We start from the raw sequence: 15,850 nt of genomic DNA, 5'->3' as shown, positions 1-15,850 counted from the left end.
CGATGGACACGCGCCCCGATCTGTTCGATCCGCTGGAAGAGCGGCGGGCCTTGCAGGACACGGAATCGAAGATCGCCATTTCCGGCCATCCGCTGCACGCGATGCTGGTCGCGTTTCCCATCGCGCTGGCGTTCAGCACGCTGGGGGCCGATCTTCTTTATATGTGGACCGGCGCCAGCTTCTGGTCGCATGTCGCCGCCTATGCGGTGTTCGGCGCCTTCGCCATGGGCGTGCTGGCCGGCATCACCGGCACGGCCGAGCTGCTGCTGGTGCGCGGCATCCGTAACCGCTCGTCGAGCTGGACGCATTTCATCCTGGCGGTGATGCTGCTCTCGCTCATCGGCACCAACTGGATCATTCGCATCGGCGACCCTGATGGCGCGGTGCTGCCGGTCGGGCTGGCCTTGTCGCTGGTCATGGCCGGGATGACCGCAGTGACGGGCTGGCATGGCGGAAAACTCGTCTTCGACTATCAAATCGGCACCAAGGCGGCAGGCAGCGAACGGTCCTGAGGGGTGGTCATGAATCGCGGAAGACTGTCGATCCACGGGTAGAGGTCCGGCTTGGCGAGGACGAGATAGAGCACCACGCCCATGCACAGCACGCTGGCGGGTGCGGCCAGGATCGCGTGCGGCATGCGGTAGGTGCCCCGTCCCTCCGACGCCTCCACTGTCAGGTGCCCCAGCCAGGCATGGACGAGCACCATGCCCGCCACCGCCACCAGCTTGGCCACCAGCCAGGGCTGGGTGAGCCCGACGGCGAAGATCAGCCCCGTGCCGGCCGCGATGGCGATGATGGCGGCGGGTGTGACGATGCGCGTATAGGCGGCATGCATCAGCAGGCGGAATTCGGAAAAGCCGGCCTGGGTGCGGACTTCCTCGCGCCGGCCATAGACCTGCAGCACGATCGGCATCGCCAGCAGCCCGGCGCACCACAGGCTCAGCGCGAGGATGTGCACGGCCTTGAGCAGGGCGATCATGTCAGGCTCGCCTCCCGCCAGCCGCGCCGCAGCAGGAGCGCGCCGAGGAAAGCGAGGGGGAGCATGCCCGGCACCCACATCACCAGCCCCGCCAGCTGCTGGTCGGCCAGCGCATCGAGCCCATAGGCCTGCGTCGCCCCGAGATGCTGGACATAAAGGACGCGCGGCGAAAAGGTGAGGATCGCGGCGATCAGCCCCATCTGCCCGGCCAAAGCGAGCACCATGCCGACACTGGCGATGCGCTCCGCGGGGCGCTCGGCGTGGAAGACCTGCGACCAGAACGCCCAGCCCGGGCCGAGCATGCCCGCCTGCATGGTCCAGTAGATGGCATGGCTGTTCCAGGCGAGCGTGTAGGCGGCGGGCAGGTGCCACAGCCACAGGAACACCGAGAGGCCGACAAATCCACCGACCCGCGCGAAGGGCAGGCGATGCGGCCAGGCCAGCGCCAGCGCCGGCGCCGCGACCAGCACGAGCACGAGATGATGCAGCCCGCGCGCGGCAAACAGCCCCACGGTCAGCACGCACAGGGGCGAGACGAAGGCAAGGAACAACGCCGCGCTCGCCAGCATGGCCGGCCCCCGCTGAACCCCGGGGCGGAAGGCGGCGAGGACCAGCGGTGCCGCACTCAGGGCGAGCGGGAGCGGCGCGAGGTTCCACGCTGTCAGCAGGCTCTCGGGAGCCGGACCGCAATAGGGGATGATCGGTTCCAGTCGCGGCCTCCTCTCACGCTTCGGGGCGAGGCGCCGGCGGACGCCCGCCGCCCGACCCCTCCCCCTGGAAAGCGCTGCCCGGCCCGGGTCGGCCGGGCCCACACTCTCGACAGGGTAAGGTAGCGGGCAACTTACTCGGGCGCTAACGCATCGGAAGGGAGGGGGTTCCTGCAAAAGCGATCCGGCACCTGCCGCAGTGCAGCACTCAGTCCGGACGGACCCAGATCGGCACGGACTTGGCGGCGGGCGTTTTGCTGCCTTGCGCGTAGTGCCAGAGCGGGATCAGCGCGTTGCACTCGGGGAAATAGGCGGCGCAGGTGCCGGGCGGCAGGTCGTAGTCGATCACCTGGAAGCCGCTCATGGCACGGTAGATGCCGTCATCGACCGCCGTCACCAGCCGCGCCCTGCCATCCTCGGTCAGACCGAGCCGGATTCGGTCGTCGCGATTCATCATCACGATAAGCCGCGAGCCGTGAATGCCGCGCAGCCGGTCGGCATCGCCATAGACCGTGGTGTTGAACTGGTCGTTGGAGCGCAGCGTGATAAGCCGCAGCACATCGGCGTCGGTGCCGTCGTCGAAACTCGCCGACAATGCCTTGGGGATCTGGAAATTCGCCTTGCCGTTCTCGGTTTCCCACCGGCGCTCGCGGGCCGCGACCGGGCGGGGGAAGCCGCCGGGCGTGTCGAGCCGGGCGTTGAAGTCGTGAAAATCGTCGGGAAATGTTTCCTCGATGGCCTCGCGCACGATGGAATAGTCCTCCACCCACCGCTCCCACGGCACGAGCGGGTTCGGCGGCAAGGTCGCCTTGGCGATCTCGGCGACGATGCGCGGTTCCGACAGCAGCGTTTCCGCCGCCGGCTGGAATTTTCCCCGCGAGGCGTGGACGCAGGTGGTCGAATCCTCGATCGTCACGATCTGCGGGCCGCTGTGCTGGGTGTCAATCTCCGAACGAACGAGCGTCGGCAAAAGATAGGTTGCCCGCGCCGTGACCAGATGGGTGCGGTTGAGCTTGGTGGCGATCTGCACCGAGAGGTCGATCTCCCGCCATTTCTGCTCCATCAGCTCCCGCTCGGGGATCGCCCGCACGAAATTGCCGCCGAGGCCGATGAAGGCGCGGATCTTGCCGGCAATCACCGCCTCGCACACTTCCACCGTGTTCAGCCCGTCCTCGCGCGGCGGCTGGAAGCCGAACTGCTCCGCCAGCTTGTCCAGCGGTACCAGCTCGGCCTTCTCGGCAATGCCGACCGTGCGCTGGCCCTGCACGTTGGAATGGCCGCGCACCGGGCAGATGCCGGCGCCAGGTTTGCCGATATGTCCGCCCATCAGCAAAAGGTTGACCAGCGTCTGGATGGCGTCGACGCCGAGGCGATGCTGGGTCAGGCCCATGCCATAGATGGCTATGACCGCGCGGGCGCGGGAGAAGGTGAGGGCGGCGGCTTCCAGCGCGGCCTGGGGCAGCCCCGACTCGCGCTCGATCTCGTCCCAGTTCGTCTCGCGCACCTTCGCCTCGAAGGCGGGGAAGCCGTCCGTGTGCTCGGCGATGAAGGCGTGGTCCAGCACCGGCTTGCCCCCGGATGCCCGCGCCTCGTCGTCCAGCGCCAGCAGCGCCTTGGCCATGCCCATCATGGCGGCGATGTCGCCGCCGGCGCGCACCTGGTGATACTGGGTGGCGATGAGGGTTGGTTCGTTGGTGAGCATCTGGCCCGGCCGCTGCGGGTTGACGAAGGCCTCCCAACCTTTCTCCCGCAGCGGATTGAACACGACGATCGGCACGTCGCGCTCGCGCGCTTCCTGCAGGGGGTGCAGCAGTCGTGGGGCATTGGTGCCGACATTCTGCCCGAAGGAAAGGATGCAGTCGGTGTGCTCGAAATCCTCCAGCAGCACCGTGCCGACAGGCGTTCCCAGGCTCGGCGGCAGCGCCACCGAGGTGGTCTCGTGGCACATGTTGGAGCTGTCCGGCAGGTTGTTGGTGCCATGCAGCCGGGCCAGCAACTGGTACATGTAGGAGGTTTCCAGCGAGGCCCGCCCTGAAGCGTAGAATACCGCCTCATTCGGCGGGTAGCTCTGCAACTGGGCCCCGATCTGCGCGAAGGCCTCCTCCCACGTCACCTCGACATAGTGGTCGGTGCCGGCGTCATAGCGCATGGGGTGGGTGAGGCGGCCTTCCTTCTCCAGCTCGTAGTCCGACCAGCCCAGCAGTTCGGAGACGGTGTGGCGGGCGAAGAAGTCGGGCGTGGTGCGCTTCGAGGTCACGTCCCAGAAGGTGGCTTTGGCGCCGTTCTCGCAGAATTCTGCCGCGTGAGGCTTGGCGGGCTTGGCCCATGCGCAGCTGGTGCACATGTATCCGCCCGTCTTGTTGTGGTCCGCCACCAGAGCTGCCAAGGCGGAAACGGCATGCTGCTCGGTGGAATGTTTGAGAAGAGACTTCGCCGACCCCCAGCCGCCTACGGGTTGTTCATAGGATTCGTGCCGGGCGCGTTCGGTCATCTCGGTCTCCTTGGCTGTGAGACGCTAATGGCCCGGTGCCGCTTCGGTTCCGGCGCACGGCGCACGGACGGACACATCGGTGTGACGGCGGGGACGTCTAAACTGTGCCGTTCCAGCGATTTAACTCGTGATTCGTCGGGTGCCGGCTAGAACCGAAACGCTATTTCTCAATTAATCTGTCCCTCAACGGTCGCTTCCGTCGCGGAAATGGGTTAGACCTTTGGTTGGGTGTCAACGTCGCGTTCGGCGACCGAGACAGGTTTTTGCGCTGGTCGGGCCGCCGCGCGGGAGCCACGCTTATGCCACGACACCCTTTCCCCCATCTGCGGCGCAGCTGCGCCTTTTTCTCTGGTTTCGACGCGCCGTGTGAACGCGCGCGGCGGGAAGATCCGGCATAAATCCGGCCCTGCGGGGCCTGTCAGGGGTGGCGACCGGGCGAGCCTCCGGCGCCTGACATCCGACACGACGCCCGCATCAAAGTAAATTTTAAATATAAAATCACCAAGATAAATCATTAGATCAGAACATAACATGAACGTGTAATATACAACATGATTAAAACTCACAATCGCGTTATATGTTCGATTCTATAGTTCGCGCCTCCAGTCCAATGGATTAGTTATAAATTATGCCACGCCTCCGGAGGCGGGCATCAAGGAGAAAAAGACCTGCCACACCTGATGTTCGGCTCGGCAAGCCGAGGAGAGGAAACGTCACATGAATATCGTCACCGACGCGGAAAACGCTGAGGCGGGAGCCAAGCTGCACCCGGAAAAAAAGACCATTCGCCTTGAGGCGCCGGGCCTTGGCGCGGCCAGCACATGGCGGCACATGGGCCCTGGCGTTGCTGCCGCCATGACCGGCATCGGCGCCAGCCACATCATGCATGCTCCCACGGCAGGCGCCCAATATGGCTACGCCCTGCTCTGGGTCATTCCCTTCGCCTATATCCTGAAATACTGCGCCTTCGAATTCGCCCACCGCTATACGCTGGTGAAGGGCGAATCCATCATGGATGCCTATCACCGCATCGGCCACGGCAAGGGCAACTGGCCGCTCTGGTATCTGATGTTCCAGGGCGTGGCCAACACGTTCGGCATCGCCGGTCGCACGTTGGGCTGCGCCGCCATGATCTGGGCTGCCTTTCCCTTCCTGTCGCTTGAGCTCTGGTCGGTCGTCATCCTTCTCGTGACTGTCGGCATTCTCTGGCTCGGCAAATATGCCGCCGTGGAAGCGGTGGTGAAGGCGCTCATCATCGTGTTCGCCCTCTCGTGCTTCATCGCCTTCTTCCTGCAGGCGCCGTCGCCGGGCGAGTACATGTCGCGCCTGCTGCCGACCCTGCCGCCGATTGGCGCGGCGCTGCTGTTCGGCGCCATGTGGGGCTATTTCCCGACGACGCTCGAAGTGGCGCCGATGCAGTCGAACTGGGCGGTCGACAAGAAGTCCGGCATGGTGAAGGTGCGTGATCTTCGCCGGCAGGGCTACGAGGTCGAACTCGCACCGAACTACATGCGCAACTACTTCACACTGTTCAAGCGCGACATGAACATCAGCTACATCATTTCCGGTCTTACCGGCATGATCTTCCTGATCGTCGGCGCCGCCGTGCTCCACCCCATCGGGCTGGTGCCGTCGAGCCGCGAAATGGGCCTGACCATCGCCCGCATCTACACCGATACCTTCGGCGCGTGGATTTTCCCGGTCATCATCGCTGGCGGTGTCGCCGCGCTGTTTTCGACCGTCTTCACCTATTACGACGGTCAGGCGCGGCTGGTCGAGGAATCGGCGGTGCGCCTGCGCGCCTCGCTCGATACGCCGGAGCGTCGCAAGCTCATCTATCGCGGCTTCCAGGTCTTCCTGACCGCTGCCGGCATCGGCATCGTGTACGGCCTTCCCAACCCGATCTTCGTCGTGCAGATCGCCTCCTTCGTCGCGCTGCTGTTCTCGCCGGTGCTGTTCTGGCTGAGCATCCAGTCGGTGAAGCGCAACTTCAAGACGCCTGAGGAAATGGAGTTCATGCCCTCGAAGTTCATGTTCGCCTGGGCATGGGTGGGCACGGTCGGGCTGGCGTTGATCAGCGCCTACGTCATTTGGATCGGGTGGCTCTGAATTCCTCTCCCTAGGGCCTGAGACACTCGAAACTGCCCCGCCTTCCCGAAGGCGGGGTCTTTTTTGGGGAACGCCGCTGGCATGCCTCAAACGGCGTGACAAGAGCCGCCCGATCCATTAGAAAAGCCGCAGGGTGTCTCTTCTCGTCACAGTAGAGGCAGGTTTTGCGTCGGTCGGGCCGCCACGCAGGAGCTGCCGTGCATGAGATCATCTGACATCCATTTTCCGTCTTCTCACTTTATTAGATCGTCGCGCCACGTCCGCGCGAGCGCTGGGCCTATTGCGTTTTGCCTGAACTTTGCCCTGCCCGTATTGACGAGCCTCTAGTCTTATCGAAACTACGGCGGAACAGGATTGTCACGATTGTCTCGGAATGACTGCGATTTCAAGGGATTGGCAGGGCGGCGCTCAAGCCATCATCGCCAGGCACGTGGCCGGCGGCGGCGTACGGCGCTTCGCGACGGGTGGCAGGACGGCGGGCCATCCGGCGCGCGTGGCGCCCCGGTGCAGCATCGGCCCGGCGCGCATGAGACGGTGCGGCCCTCCGTCGGCGGATGGCGCGGGATGGCTTTCGGCGGGATGATGTTCTGATGGTGCTCTGGCTCATTCCCCTTCTGCCGCTGATCGGCGCCATTCTTCCCGCGCTCCTCATCCGCTCGGGGCGCGATGTCTGCGCGGGGGCGACAGGCTTCGTGTCGTTGGCGGCGCTCGCGCTGTTGCTGTCGCAGGCGCCGGCGGTCTTTGCCGGAGAGGTGGTCAGCGTCAGCTTGCCCTGGGTGCCGCAGATCCAGCTGTCCTTCTCCTTCATGCTGGACGGGCTGGGCTTCTTCTTCGCGGCGATGATCCTCATCATCGGCCTGCTGGTCATTGTCTACGCGCGCTTCTATCTAGACCGCGCCGACCCGATGGGGCGTTTCTACGCCTACCTCCTGCTGTTCCAAGGGGCGATGCTGGGCGTGGTGTTGTCCAACAACGTCATCCTCCTGCTGGTGTTCTGGGAACTCACCAGCCTGACCTCCTTCCTGCTGATCGGCTTCTGGCGCCATCGCGCCGATGCGCGGCAGGGGGCGCGCATGGCCCTCATCGTCACCGGCGGCGGCGGCCTCGCGCTGATCGGCGGGCTGCTGCTGCTCGGCAACATTGCCGGCAGCTATGAGATTTCCGAGATTCTGGCACGCGGCGACATCATCAAGGCCTCGCCGTTCTATCTGCCGGCGCTGGTGCTGATCCTTATCGGCGCCTTTACCAAGAGCGCGCAGTTCCCGTTCCATTTCTGGCTGCCGCACGCCATGGCGGCGCCGACGCCGGTGTCGGCCTATCTGCACTCTGCCACCATGGTGAAGGCGGGGATTTTCCTGCTGGCGCGGCTGTGGCCTGCGCTGGCCGGCACCGAGGCGTGGTTCCTCATCGTGGCGCCGGTCGGGCTGGCGACGATGGTGATCGGGGCGTGGATCGCCAATTTCCGCGACGACCTGAAGAGCCTGCTGGCCTTCTCCACGGTAAGCCATCTCGGGCTCGTCACGATGCTGCTGGGCCTCGGCACGAAGATGGCGGCGGTGGCGGCGGTGTTCCACATCCTCAACCATGCGACCTTCAAGGCGGCGCTGTTCCTCAGCGCCGGCATTGTCGACCATGAGGCCGGCACGCGCGATGTGCGGCGGCTCGGCGGGCTCGCCAGCCTGATGCCGATCACCGCGACACTCGCCATGCTGGCCACCGCCTCGATGGCGGGCGTGCCGTTCTTCAACGGCTTCCTGTCCAAGGAAATGATGCTGGAGGAGGCCGCCCACACCACCTATGCCGGCATGGCCTGGCTGTTCCCGGTGCTCGCCACCCTCGGGGCGCTGCTCTCTGTTGGCTACTCCGCGCGCTTTGCCATCCGCACCTTTCTCGGCCCGGTCCGGCACGATTACCCCCATCACCCGCACGATCCGCCGGTGGGCATGTGGCTGCCGGTCGCGCTTCTCATCGTGCCGGTGCTCGCCATCGGCCTGTTTCCCGGCGCGGTGGCGGGCGGGCTTGTGGCGCTGACCGCCGGGGCGGTGATCGGCGGGCCGCTGCCCGATTATTATCTGGCGCTCTGGCACGGGCTGACGCCGGCGCTGATCATGAGCGCCGTCGCCTTCGCCGGCGGCGCTATGCTGTTCCTGACGCAGGAGCGCATGGATGCGCTGCGGCGGCGCTTCCCGCGCCCGGAGGCGAAGGCGCTGTTCGAGGCGGGCTCCAGCGCGGTGGTGCTCGCCGCCCGCCGCGCGACCGCGTGGTCTCATGACGGCTCGCTCGCCTTCTATTTCAGGGTGATCCTTGCCGTGCTGGTCGCCACCGGCGTCTATGCCATGGCGACCGCGTCGCACGAGGCGGGCACCCGGGCGATGATCCCGGTCACGCTCCCCGCGCTCATCGCCTGGCTGGCGCTTGTCGTGGCGTGCCTCGCCACCGTGATGCGGCACCGCGACCGGCTGCTGGCGCTGATCCTGACCAGCGTGGTGGGGCTGATCGTGGCGCTCGGCTTCGTGCAGTTCTCGGCGCCGGATCTGGCGCTGACGCAGGTGTCGGTCGATGTCGTCACCACCATCCTGATGCTGCTGGCGCTTAACCTGTTGCCCAAGACCAGCCCCAACGAGTTCAGCCTGCCGGCGCGGTGGCGCGACGGCGCGATTGCCGGTGTCGGCGGGCTGGGCATAGGGCTGCTCGCCTATGCGGTGATGACGCGCGATGGCGCCTCGATCGCCGACTATTTCCTGGCGCAGTCGAAGCCCGGCGGGGGAGGGACCAACGTCGTCAACGTCATCCTGGTCGACTTCCGCGGCTACGACACCTTTGCCGAGATCATCGTTCTCGGCATCGCGGCGGTCGCCATCTTCGCCCTGCTCGACCCCAGACTGCCGGCGGGGGCGCTGAAGCGGGTGCGTATGCTGATGCCGCAGGAGGAGTCCGGCGACGTTCATCCGCCCATGCTCGTGGTCGCGGCGCGCGCGCTGCTGCCGCTGGCGCTGGCGGTGGGGGTCTTCATTTTCCTGCGCGGGCACAATCAGCCGGGCGGCGGCTTCATCGCCGGGCTTGTGGTGGCCATCGCGCTGATGCTGCAATATGTCGCCTCCGGCTATCGCTGGGTGGCCGACCGCAAGCGCATCGATTCGCAGGCGATGATCGGCGCCGGCGTCGGCATTGCCGGGCTCACCGGCATTGCCGCCTGGGCGTTCGGCAAGCCCTTCCTCACCAGCACCTTCGGCTATTTCACCCTGCCGGTGGTCGGCACGTTCGAGCTGGCTTCGGCCCTGCTGTTCGACCTCGGCGTCTTCCTCACCGTGGTCGGCGTGATGGTGCTGTCGCTGGCGCAGCTCTCGCGCGTCGGCCAGAGCGTCGACCCGCTGCCCACGCCGGAACAGCCGATGGATCTGCCGCTCGATGCGGCGCCCCTGCACCCCCAGCCGAGGGAGGCCTGAGCCATGGAAATGCTTGTCGCCAGCGCCATCGGCCTGATGACCGCCACCGGCCTGTTCCTGATTCTGCAGGGGCGGAGCTTTCCGGTCATTGTCGGGCTGACCTTCCTGTCCTACGCGGTCAACGCCTTCCTGTTCGCCATGGGACGGCTGACCATCAACCTGCCGCCGATCATCACGCCCGATGCGGCCTATACCGACCCGCTGCCGCAGGCACTGGTGCTGACCGCCATCGTCATTTCCTTCGGCATGACGGCGCTGATCGTGGTGCTGGGGCTGCGCGGCTTCCTAGAGACCGGCTCCGACCGCACCGATCTCAGCCTTGCGGAGGCGGCCAAGGAGCCTGCCGCCGCCCCGGACAGTGACCCTGCCGGCACGCCGGCGGGTGAGGCCACACGGGCATGAACAACTGGATCATCATGCCGGCCGTCCTGCCGGCCTTCACCGCGGCCTTCCTGCTGCTGACGCTTCGGCATCGGCCGCAGGCCCAGCGCATCGTCTCGATCGTCGCCACCGCGCTCGGCCTTCTGGTGGCGATCGGCCTCGCGGTTGAGGCGTCGGACGGGGTGCCGCAGGCCTACCGGCTGGGCGACTGGCCCGCCCCCTTCGGCATCGTGCTGGTTCTCGACCTCCTGTCGGCGACCATGCTGGTGCTCACCGGGGTGCTGTCGCTGTGCGTCGTGCTCTACGCCGCCGCCGGCTGGGACCGGCGCGGGCAGCATTTCCATACCCTGCTGCAGTTCCAGTTGCTGGGCATCAACGGGGCCTTCCTCACCGGCGACGTGTTCAACCTGTTCGTGTTCTTCGAGGTCATGCTGATCGCCTCCTACGGGCTGATGCTGCATGGCGGCGGTCCGGCGCGGTTGAAAGCGGGCTTCCACTATGTCGCCATCAACCTCATCGCCTCGGCGCTGTTCCTCATCGGCGTCGGGCTGATCTATGCCGTCACCGGCACGCTGAACATGGCCGATCTCGCCATGAAGGTGCCAGAGGTGGCGCCGGCGGATCAGGGCCTGCTGAAAGCCGGGGCGCTGCTGCTGTTCCTTGTCTTCGCCACCAAGGCCGCGCTGGTGCCGCTGCACTGGTGGCTGCCGGCGACCTATGCCGCGACCTCCGCGCCGGCCGCCGCCATGTTCATGATCATGACCAAGGTCGGCGCCTACGCCATCCTGCGCGTCTATGGGCTGGTGTTCGGCGCGGAGGCGGGCGCGCTGGCGCTGGTCGCCGCGCCCTTCGTCCTGCCGGCGGCGGTGGTGACGCTTCTGCTCGGCACCGTCGGCGTGGTGGGCAGCCGCAGCCTGCGAGGCCTGTCCGCCTTTGCCATCGTCGCCTCCATGGGTACGCTGCTGATCGCGCTGGGGCTGTTCGACGAGACCGGGGTTTCCGCCGCGCTTTACTACATCGTCCATTCCTCGCTTGCCGGGGCGGCGCTGTTCCTGCTCGCCGGGCTGGTGCTGGAAGGGCGCGGCGCCGTGGGGGATCGCCTGCTGCCGGCGCCCGCCATGCGCGGCGAGATCCTGGTCGGCGGCCTGTTCCTGCTCTGCGCGGTGGCCATGGTCGGCCTGCCGCCGCTGTCGGGCTTCCTCGGCAAGGTAATGATCCTGGAGGCGGTGCGGTCCTCGGCGGGCTGGCCGTGGATCTGGGCGCTGATCCTCGGTGCCAGCCTCGCGCTGACGCTCGGTTTCGTGCGGGCCGGCGCCGTGCTGTTCTGGGCGAGTGGCCCGCCCGGCGTCGGTCCCCGCCGGCGGCTCGCCCCGCTGCCGATCACCGCCATCGTGCTGCTGCTGGCGCTCACCGGCGCCTGGACCGGCGCCGCCGGCCCGGCCATGGACTGGATGGACGCCACCGCCCGGCAATCGCTCGACCGCGCGGGGTATGTCGAGGCCGTGCTGGGGCCCACCAACACCCGTTCCGCCGGGCTGGGGGAGTGAGACGATGATGGCGCGCCTCTTCCCCCATCCCGTTCTGTCCGTTGTCATCGCGGTGGTCTGGTCGCTGCTGCTGAACGAGGTGAGCGCCGGCGGCGTCGTTCTCGGCGTTGCGCTGGGCCTGCTCATCCCCTGGTACACCGCCCGTTTCTGGCCGGACCGGGTGCGGCTGAAAGCGCCGTTCACCATCGCCGAATATGTCCTCATCGTGCTGTGGGACATCGTGGTGTCGAACGTGCAGGTGGCCTGGCTCATCCTGTTCCGGCGCGGCGACAGCCTGCACTCGCGCTATGTCACCGTGCCGCTGGACCTGAAGACGCCGGAGGCCATCGTGGTCTTCGCCGGAACCATCACCATGACTCCCGGCACGGTGAGCGCCGATATCAGCGCCGATGGCCGCTCGCTGCTGGTCCATTGCCTGGAGGCCTCGGACCCCGACGAGGTCGTGGCCAACGCCAAGAGCCGGTATGAGCGCCGCCTGAAGAGGATATTTGAATGATAGCCACCGCTTCGATGATCGCCGTCGGCGCCGTCGGCCTGTCGCTGGCGCTCACCCTTTACCGGCTGCTCAAGGGGCCGGACGCGCCCGACCGCGTGCTGGCGCTGGACACGCTGGCGATCAACGCGATCGGCCTCATCGTCCTGTTCGGCATCATCTTCGCCACCACCATGTATTTCGAGGTCGCGCTGCTGTTCGCCATGGTCGGCTTCGTGACGACGGTGGCGTTCTGCAAATTCCTGCTGCGCGGCAATGTGATCGAGTGAGGGCACCATGTCGTTCGTCATCGAACTGATCATCAGCGCGCTTCTCGTCATCGGCGCGTTCTTCCTTCTGGTCGGCTCGCTCGGGTTGGCGAAGCTGCCGGACACGATGCGCCGGCTGCACGGGCCGACCAAAGCGACGACGCTCGGCATCGGCAGCCTGCTGATAGCCTCCATGCTGTATTTCTTTTTCCAGCACGGCCAGCTCTCCATCCATGAGCTGCTGATCACGCTGTTCCTGTTCCTCACCGCCCCGATCAGCGCCAACATGATCGCCAAGGCGCATATTCTGCGAAGCGCGCGCGAGCGCGGGGAACTCACCCCGGCCGGCGCGGACACCGGCTGGGCGACGCTGCAGCCCCCTCGGCCGGCCAAGGGACCTTGAGGCCGGCGCCCGACGTGCGGGGCTCAGCCTTCTTTCGCTCCCATCGCGAGGCGCTCGCGCAGCTCGGCATTCTCCGCTTCCAACTGCGCCAGCCGGTCGCGCAGCGGGCGCACGGCGTCGGTGATTTCCGTCTCGGTGAAGCGCGGGGTGATGTGCTGGGGGCAGTTCCAGTCAAAGGCGTCGAGCCGCAGCCGGAACAGCCGTTCCAGCCGGGCGCGATAGCCCTGCGGGCTCAGTTGCTCGGTCAGCTCCGGTTCGGCGTCGAGGGGCAGGACTTCGGCATGGGCATAGATCTTGAGGCGGGTGCGCCGGGGATAGTCCATCAGGAACAGGCAGGCCCGCCTGTTGGCCGCGACATTGCCGGTGCTGATGTACTGGCGGTTGCCGCTGTAATCGGCGAAGGCGAGCGTGCGGTCGTCGATCATCTTGAGAAAGCCGGGCGGCCCGCCCCGGTGCTGCACATAAGGCCAGCCGGTCTCGGAAACGCTGGCGATGTAGAAGCTGTCGCGCGCGGCGATGAACAGCGCCTCGCTCTGGGTGAAGCGGTCGGAAGGGCGGTCGCCCCTGAAGTCCTTCCAAAGATGATCCACCCCCATCTTTTCCTGCGCCGCCCGGACGCTGGGGGTGATGGCGATATCGAGGAAGCCATAGGACATGAAGAACCTCCGGCCAGCGCGCCCTCGCGCCGACGCAACCTCTTTGCGCCAGCGTGGCTGGCCTGATGCCCGCCCGCAAGAGATTTCAAGAACAGATTTCAAGCCGATTTCAAGCGCGCCCGAGCCGTGCCTGAAGGGAGCCACGCCGCGCCCATGCCGCCGAAATCGCCGTGCAGGCTGGCGGGCGGGCGGTGTTGAGTTGTAGTCTGCAGGAGATTCGAGGACCCCCTATGGCAATGACCCCCACACGACGCACCATCGGCTCCGCCCGCGATGTCGCCGAAGCGGCCTTCAAGAGTGCGACCGCCAAACCAGCCGCGATGCCCGCAGCGATGCCCGCGCCGAAGACTGCCACGACCACGGCGGGAAACACGCTTTCGGCCAAGGCGCCGTCGCTCCCCAACGCCCGGGAAATGGTGTCGCTGCGGCTCGACAGGGATGTGCTGGAGCATTTCCAGCAGGACGGCCCCGGCTGGCAGGATCGGGTCAATGCCGCTCTGCGCAAGGCGGCCGGGCTCTAGCCGCCCGAAGGCGGGCGGGCTCTGGCCGCCTGTATTGAAATTCGGTCGCCTGCTCCATCCAATGAGGACCGCAGGCGCTGTGGGGATCGCTTCGGCGTCCATCCCGGTGGGCGGTCCCGGCTTGCTCACCGCTTCTCACCGCAGCCGGGATGACTGTCCCCAAGGGGCAGACAGGCGCAAAGTCCCTCGAGCGCCGCTTCCGCTCCGCTCCGCAGGCGCCCTCAGGAAGGCGACCGGCGGATGATCGGCGGGGCGTTGCACGGCAAGGTGATGCAACTCGGATTGGGATTGTTCTCGCGCACCACCGGCGGGGGCTGAGGCGCGGGCTCCCACGTCTGCGGCGGCGGATCGGCGCGCTTAGGGATCGGCGTCGTCGCGCCCGGATTTCGCAGCGCCGGATTGCCTGAATACTGGGCCGATACGACGCCCACGCTGGCGGAGAGCGTCAGCGCGACGAGAAGGGCCGTGAGGGGAAGGCGGTTTTCCATGACGTTTCCTTGCATGGGGCTCGCCATCTAATCAAGCGCGCCGGCCGTTCGGGTCAAGGGCGCCCCGCCGGCGGCGGGCGCGTCGCGGCGTTCCCGGCGCCCCTCTCCCTCGACTGCTTCCCCACCTTTTCTGTTCTTAGAGTCTGCCGCGACTGCCGCCCAATCTGTGGCGCCGGAAGGGAACCGATCTGCCTAAATGGCGTTCACTCTTCACATTTTGTGATCAGAGGGCCATCAAATGAAGCACGTTCTGCCCATCATCGCTGCGGTTGCGATCGCTGTTCCCGCCTGGGCCCAGACCCCGCCGGCCACTCAGGATCCCGCCACCCCCGCCGTGACCACCGAGAGCGCGCCCCAGCCGTCCGAGCCCGCCAAGGGCGCCAACAGCTTCACCGAGGCGCAGGCCAAGGAGCGCATCGAAGCGCGCGGCTTCGCTGACGTGACCGGCCTTGCCAAGGACGCTGACGGCGTCTGGCGCGGCAAGGCCATGAAGGCCGGCGCCTCGCACGACGTCGCGCTCGACTATCAGGGCAACGTTTTCCCGAACTGAATGTAACCGGGGTCCTCGACAGGATCCGCTGGGAGGAACACATGGCGACCGTTTCCGGACTTTTCGACAATTATGACGATGCCCTCACGGCTGTGAACCGGCTTCAGGCTCTGGGCATCGACCGCGCGCAGATCAGCCTCGTCGCGAACAATGCCGATGACTGGTATGGCCGCGATACCACGACGACCCACACCGAGACCCGCACGGGCACGCATGAAGAGAGCCATGCGGGCGAGGGCGCGGCCACGGGTGCTGGCATCGGTGCCGTGCTGGGCGGTGCCGGCGGCCTGCTCACCGGCCTCGGGCTGATGGCCATTCCCGGCGTCGGCCCGGTGGTCGCGGCCGGCTGGCTGGTGGCGACCGGCGCAGGCCTGGTAGCCGGCGCGGCGGCGGGTGGCGCCGTCGGCGGCATGGTCGGCGCGATGACCTCCGAGGGCGTTCCCGAGGAGCGGGCTCATGTCTATGCCGAAGGCGTGCGCCGTGGCGGCACCGTGGTCTCGGCCCGCGTTCCCGACGAGCACGAGGTTGAGGCCCAGGCCATTCTCGATGACGAGGCGGCCGTGGATGTGACGGCGCGCGAGCGCATCTATCGCGACGAGGGCTGGACCCGCTTCGATCCCGATGCGCCGGCTTATACCGCCCCGGAAGTCCAGAAAGAACGCGACCGCTATCGCGCGTGAGGCTTGACGAACACGATGCCGGGCTCGCAAGGGCCCGGCATTTTTCGTGGGCCTGACGGAAAATGGTGTAATCTGCACCTGTTTTAGGCAGGCTTAATTCTCAAGCAGAAAACCAAGCTTCGCCTCTTGGCGATACTCCCCCCGGGGGACC

Annotated in this window: 16 protein-coding genes; 11 read left to right on the top strand and 5 right to left on the bottom strand. The window is 66.6% G+C overall.

Annotated features, from left to right (window positions below):
* Window positions 1-2: 2 nt before the first annotated feature.
* On the top strand, window positions 3-512 hold the full coding sequence (locus EV667_RS15605) for a DUF2231 domain-containing protein (RefSeq protein WP_131836209.1): 510 nt from the start codon (window positions 3-5) through the stop codon (window positions 510-512).
* Here the strand turns inward: EV667_RS15605 and EV667_RS15600 are convergent.
* The 3 genes from EV667_RS15600 to EV667_RS15590 form a co-directional block, all read right to left on the bottom strand.
* Entirely contained in the window at window positions 473-979 is a 507-nt protein-coding gene (locus EV667_RS15600; protein ID WP_131836208.1) for a CopD family protein, read from the bottom strand. The two genes, EV667_RS15605 and EV667_RS15600, sit on opposite strands and share 40 nt — an antisense overlap.
* Complete coding sequence (locus EV667_RS15595; RefSeq protein WP_245516172.1) at window positions 976-1,548, bottom strand: cytochrome c oxidase assembly protein; 573 nt, start codon at window positions 1,546-1,548, stop codon at window positions 976-978. Before EV667_RS15595 ends, EV667_RS15600 begins: the two co-directional genes overlap by 4 nt.
* Window positions 1,549-1,894: 346 nt before the next feature.
* On the bottom strand, window positions 1,895-4,177 hold the full coding sequence (locus tag EV667_RS15590; RefSeq protein ID WP_131836207.1) for an FdhF/YdeP family oxidoreductase: 2,283 nt from the start codon (window positions 4,175-4,177) through the stop codon (window positions 1,895-1,897).
* Window positions 4,178-4,894: 717 nt separating this feature from the next.
* Between EV667_RS15590 and EV667_RS15585 the strand changes: the two genes are divergently transcribed.
* From EV667_RS15585 to EV667_RS15555, 7 genes are all read left to right on the top strand, one after another.
* Window positions 4,895-6,286: an Nramp family divalent metal transporter gene (locus EV667_RS15585; protein ID WP_131836206.1), complete on the top strand. Its 1,392-nt coding sequence runs from the start codon at window positions 4,895-4,897 to the stop codon at window positions 6,284-6,286.
* Between the two features lie 590 nt (window positions 6,287-6,876).
* Window positions 6,877-9,732 (top strand): monovalent cation/H+ antiporter subunit A, encoded by a 2,856-nt coding sequence (locus EV667_RS15580; RefSeq protein WP_131836205.1) that lies wholly within the window; start codon window positions 6,877-6,879, stop codon window positions 9,730-9,732.
* A gap of 3 nt (window positions 9,733-9,735) precedes the next feature.
* Window positions 9,736-10,134, top strand: coding sequence for a Na+/H+ antiporter subunit C (locus tag EV667_RS15575; protein ID WP_131836204.1), 399 nt, complete (start codon window positions 9,736-9,738; stop codon window positions 10,132-10,134).
* Window positions 10,131-11,660, top strand: coding sequence for a monovalent cation/H+ antiporter subunit D (locus EV667_RS15570; protein WP_131836203.1), 1,530 nt, complete (start codon window positions 10,131-10,133; stop codon window positions 11,658-11,660). The genes EV667_RS15575 and EV667_RS15570 overlap by 4 nt, the downstream gene beginning before the upstream one ends.
* A gap of 7 nt (window positions 11,661-11,667) precedes the next feature.
* Entirely contained in the window at window positions 11,668-12,156 is a 489-nt protein-coding gene (locus tag EV667_RS15565; RefSeq protein WP_207907780.1) for a Na+/H+ antiporter subunit E, read from the top strand.
* On the top strand, window positions 12,153-12,422 hold the full coding sequence (locus EV667_RS15560; RefSeq protein WP_131836201.1) for a K+/H+ antiporter subunit F: 270 nt from the start codon (window positions 12,153-12,155) through the stop codon (window positions 12,420-12,422). Before EV667_RS15565 ends, EV667_RS15560 begins: the two co-directional genes overlap by 4 nt.
* A gap of 7 nt (window positions 12,423-12,429) precedes the next feature.
* Complete coding sequence (locus EV667_RS15555) at window positions 12,430-12,804, top strand: Na+/H+ antiporter subunit G (RefSeq protein WP_131836200.1); 375 nt, start codon at window positions 12,430-12,432, stop codon at window positions 12,802-12,804.
* Window positions 12,805-12,827: 23 nt separating this feature from the next.
* Here the strand turns inward: EV667_RS15555 and EV667_RS15550 are convergent, their stop codons facing one another.
* Window positions 12,828-13,460: a pyridoxamine 5'-phosphate oxidase family protein gene (locus tag EV667_RS15550; protein ID WP_131836199.1), complete on the bottom strand. Its 633-nt coding sequence runs from the start codon at window positions 13,458-13,460 to the stop codon at window positions 12,828-12,830.
* Between the two features lie 230 nt (window positions 13,461-13,690).
* On the opposite strand from EV667_RS15550, the gene EV667_RS15545 reads away from it, so the two are divergent.
* Window positions 13,691-13,981 (top strand): BrnA antitoxin family protein, encoded by a 291-nt coding sequence (locus tag EV667_RS15545; RefSeq protein ID WP_207907757.1) that lies wholly within the window; start codon window positions 13,691-13,693, stop codon window positions 13,979-13,981.
* Window positions 13,982-14,202: 221 nt separating this feature from the next.
* On the opposite strand, the gene EV667_RS15540 is transcribed toward EV667_RS15545, so the two are convergent.
* Window positions 14,203-14,469 (bottom strand): hypothetical protein, encoded by a 267-nt coding sequence (locus tag EV667_RS15540; protein ID WP_131836197.1) that lies wholly within the window; start codon window positions 14,467-14,469, stop codon window positions 14,203-14,205.
* 238 nt (window positions 14,470-14,707) lie between these two features.
* Between EV667_RS15540 and EV667_RS15535 the strand changes: the two genes are divergently transcribed.
* Both EV667_RS15535 and EV667_RS15530 read left to right on the top strand, forming a co-directional pair.
* Complete coding sequence (locus EV667_RS15535) at window positions 14,708-15,019, top strand: PepSY domain-containing protein (protein WP_131836196.1); 312 nt, start codon at window positions 14,708-14,710, stop codon at window positions 15,017-15,019.
* A 41-nt stretch (window positions 15,020-15,060) separates the two neighbouring features.
* Complete coding sequence (locus tag EV667_RS15530; RefSeq protein WP_131836195.1) at window positions 15,061-15,699, top strand: general stress protein; 639 nt, start codon at window positions 15,061-15,063, stop codon at window positions 15,697-15,699.
* The last annotated feature ends 151 nt before the right edge of the window (window positions 15,700-15,850 follow it).

The organism is Ancylobacter aquaticus, from assembly GCF_004339465.1.
In the GTDB taxonomy this organism is placed as follows: domain Bacteria; phylum Pseudomonadota; class Alphaproteobacteria; order Rhizobiales; family Xanthobacteraceae; genus Ancylobacter; species Ancylobacter aquaticus.
Note: the sequence above shows the minus strand (reverse complement) of the source record. Positions and strands in the feature narration are given on the sequence as shown.